Below are 3764 nucleotides of genomic sequence, written 5' to 3' on the forward strand. Positions count from 1 at the left end.
TATCACCACCGACTATTTGCAACAGTGCCGGCCGAATGTCTGCAGCTCGGTGAATCGGACTTTACGCATGGAGATCTCCTCAGAGGACATAATTAGTATGTCGGAGGATCTCTAAAAGTGAATGGTTCGTTTTGCAGGGATACTTACATGGGGAAACAAGATGAAACTTGAATATATACAGATAAATTAGTGGTCTGGGCGTTCTCGTCAGAAGCAAACAGCCTGCTTGCAAAAACAAGCGCTGGCAATGGCTTGGCAGGGCCGAGGTTGCCCGGGAGGTATAATTTTCCATTCGGACCAGGGAACCCAATATTGCAGCCTGCCGTACCGGATTCTGGCCGCTCAATATGGAATGATGCTCAGCATGAGCCGCAGCGGGAACTGCTGGGATAATGCTTTGCAGAATGACTGTTCCGCAGTCTGAAATCGGAGTGGATACCACGGGGTGGTTATCGGGACAGGACTGAAGCTGCTGGCGATATTGTTCAGTATCAAGGGGTGAGTCCCGAGAGGCGAGACAAGTCAAGGGCGCAGGCTGCGATGCGCAGCACGACATAGCCGGTATTTCCCTGCGGTGCCCCACAAGTATCAATGAAAGCCTCCAACGCGAGCCATTCGCGAGAGCCTTGAGTCCACGCTAAATCTATCTTATCTGCGCAGGGCAGAATGTGAAGACGGCCGCCCTGGCTCTTGCCCGCCAGGCGCACGAGGCGGTGGAAAGGGGGAGGGGATGTTGTCTATATGGCTCTGCTGTAGTGAGCGGGTTGCGCTCCGACAGCGGTCCTGATCAATCGTCACCCTTTCTCGGCCCTTGAATGTTCCTCGCAACGAGCCTCCTTTTCGCCAATCCATCGACAATCACCGCGAGCCCCAGCTCGAACACTGCGTCCGGACCGGCTTCGTCGAAGGTGTCTATCACGGCCCGCAACAACGGAGCCTGTTCAATGGTGCCGCCGCGCTCACCGGCATCGCTGTCGCCGGCCTGCTCCTCAAGCACGGCCCCAACAGTGAAGTAGCTGATTGTCATCAGCGCATTGACGGCGTCCCAAGCCGAAAAACCCGCCTCGCAGAGGAAGCGAAGCTGCGCGTCGACCACTTCCATCTGCGGTGCGCCCGGTCTCGTGCCAGCATGGATACGCGCGCCATCGCGATAAGCGAGCAGCGCCTGCCTGAAGCTGCGGGCATTCCCGATCAGAAATGAGCGCCAGTCGTCGTCGACTCTCGGCACCGAATGCGTATGATTCTCCGCCAGCATGGCTTCGGCCAGTGCGTCGAGCAGCGCCCGTTTGTTCCTGAAGTGCCAGTATAACGCCGGCTGCTGAACCCCCAACCGTTTAGCCAGTTTGCGTGTCGTCAGAGCCTCTACGCCGACCTCATTCAACAGGTCCAGGGCGACACGGATAACTGTATTAGGCTGCAACTTTATCATGCTTGACACTTTATCACTGATAAACATAATATGTCCACCAACTTATCAGTGATAAAGGATCCGTGAGTTCTATCGGACCAGCGGAGGCTGGTCCGGAGGCCAGCGGAGGCTGGTCCGGAGGCCAGACGTGAAACCCAACAGACCCCTGATCGTAATACTGTGCACTGTCGCGCTCGACGCTGTCGGCATCGGCCTGATTATGCCGGTGCTGCCGGGCCTCCTGCGAGATCTGGTTCACTCGAACGACGTCACCGCCCACTATGGCATTTTGCTGGCGCTGTATGCGTTGATGCAATTTGCCTGCGCGCCTGTGCTGGGTGCGCTATCGGATCGTTTCGGCCGGCGGCCGGTCTTGCTCGTCTCGCTGTCCGGCGCCGCTATCGACTACGCCATCATGGCGACGGCGCCTTTCCTTTGGGTTCTCTATATCGGGCGCATCGTGGCCGGCATCACCGGGGCGACTGGTGCGGTAGCCGGCGCCTATATTGCCGATATCACAGATGGGGATGAGCGCGCGCGGTACTTCGGCTTCATGAGCGCCTGTTTCGGGTTCGGGATGGTCGCGGGACCTGTGCTCGGTGGGCTGATGAGCAGTTTCTCCCCCCATGCTCCGTTCTTCGCCGCAGCAGCCTTGAATGGCCTCAATTTCCTGATGGGCATTTTCCTTTTGCCGGAGTCGCACAAAGGCGAACGTCGACCATTACGCCGGGAGGCTCTCAACCCGCTCGCTTCGTTCCGGTGGGTCCGGGGCATGACCGTCATCGCCGCCCTGATGGCTGTCTTCTTCATCATGCAACTCGTCGGACAGGCGCCGGCCACGCTTTGGGTCATCTTCGGCGAGGATCGCTTTCATTGGGACACGAGCTTGATCGGCATTTCGCTTGCCGCATTTGGTATTCTACATTCACTCGCCCAGGCAATGATCACCGGCCCTGTAACCACCAGGCTCGGCGAAAGGCGGGCACTCATGCTCGGAATGATTGCCGACGGCGCAGGCTACATCCTGCTTGCCTTGGCGACAAGGGGATGGATGGCGTTCCCGATTATGGTCCTGCTTGCTTCGGGTGGCATCGGAATGCCGGCGCTGCAAGCAGTGTTGTCCAGGCAGGTAGATGAGGAACGTCAGGGGCAGCTTCAAGGATCTCTTGCGGCGCTCACCAGCCTGACCTCGATCGTCGGGCCCCTCCTCTTCACGGCGATCTATGCGGCCTCTATAACAACGTGGAACGGGTGGGCATGGATTGCAGGTGCCGCCCTCTACTTGCTCTGCCTGCCGGCGCTGCGTCGCGGGTTTTGGAGCGGCGTAGGGCAACGAGCCGATCGCTGATCGTGGGAACGATAGGCCTATGCCATGCGGGTCAAGGCGACTTCCGGCTACCCGTCCAAGTACAGCAATATTAGGACTGCTTTTCGCTCACAGCGGACCTCTAACCCAGCCATCTTGTCCGCTTCGTTCTAAGAACAGACATCCCTCACTTCAGAATGTGTAGTCAACGGGGGACAGGACAATACGAATGTTCCACTAAAAAATACAGATGAGATAATTATTTACACCAAATTTTGGAGATTTATCGTTGTATCAGGTATTAAAAGTACAATTTAAATCTATTATATCTCGCAATAAGCCTGACATGTAGGTTTCTACAAATTCTCTAATTACGTTATTGACATATGAGCATTTGAAGGCGTAACCTTCAATCACTGTATGTAGATGTGTCTTCCCCTGTTGAGGTGGCTGATACAGCATTTCTACTTGCCATTAAACCAGTCTTTCATGTAATCCTATGTAAAATAGTCTGGTTAATTTATTTTACATACGGGTATCAGTGATGAATGAACTCAGTATTGTTAGTGGTAAATTGCAACTGTTGTCGATCATAGGTGACCCGATCGCTCAGGTCAGCGCTCCACTCATGATAAATGCCGCCATCCTTGAAAAACAAATCCCCGACACTTTGATGGTCCCTCTCCATATAAACTCTGTAGGTCTGCAAACCGCTGTCAATGGTCTGAAATGTATTCAGAATTTTCGTGGTGCCATTATAACGATGCCTCACAAACAACATGCGCTTTCATTAATTGATTCAGCCAGTGAATCTGCTATGGCAATCGGAGGATGCAACGTCATCAGGAGGAATGCTCAGGGCCAACTACATGGGGATATGCTCGATGGTGAAGGTTTCGTATCGAGCCTTTTGAAAAGAGGCTTCGATGTGACAGGTAAAAGAGTCTATCTAGCTGGAACAGGCGGTGCTGGCTCAGCTATTGCTTATGCTATGGCCGCCAAACAGGTTGGAGAATTAATTGGCACTGTTGCAAATAGTCGGTGGTGATA

Annotated in this window: 3 protein-coding genes and 1 pseudogene; 3 read left to right on the forward strand and 1 reads right to left on the reverse strand. The window is 54.4% G+C overall.

From position 1 onward, the window contains the following. Positions 1 to 220 precede the first annotated feature (220 nt). Positions 221 to 424, forward strand: a pseudogene (locus GV764_RS22425) (DDE-type integrase/transposase/recombinase); the annotation flags it as partial. A 363-nt stretch (positions 425 to 787) separates the two neighbouring features. On the opposite strand, the gene tetR reads toward GV764_RS22425, so the two are convergent. Next, positions 788 to 1429: a tetracycline resistance transcriptional repressor TetR gene (tetR, locus tag GV764_RS19300; protein ID WP_013851373.1), complete on the reverse strand. Its 642-nt coding sequence runs from the start codon at positions 1427 to 1429 to the stop codon at positions 788 to 790. A gap of 127 nt (positions 1430 to 1556) precedes the next feature. Between tetR and tet(A) the strand changes: the two genes are divergently transcribed. Next, positions 1557 to 2756, forward strand: a complete 1200-nt coding sequence (gene tet(A), locus GV764_RS19305; RefSeq protein ID WP_031942321.1) for a tetracycline efflux MFS transporter Tet(A) — start codon at positions 1557 to 1559, stop codon at positions 2754 to 2756. A 502-nt stretch (positions 2757 to 3258) separates the two neighbouring features. Further along, positions 3259 to 3762 carry a shikimate dehydrogenase family protein gene (locus tag GV764_RS19310; RefSeq protein WP_013851371.1) on the forward strand — a complete coding sequence of 168 codons (504 nt, stop codon included), beginning with the start codon at positions 3259 to 3261 and terminating at the stop codon, positions 3760 to 3762. The last annotated feature ends 2 nt before the right edge of the window (positions 3763 to 3764 follow it).

The organism is Atlantibacter hermannii (assembly GCF_009907385.1).
GTDB classification, from domain to species: Bacteria; Pseudomonadota; Gammaproteobacteria; order Enterobacterales; family Enterobacteriaceae; genus Atlantibacter; species Atlantibacter hermannii_A.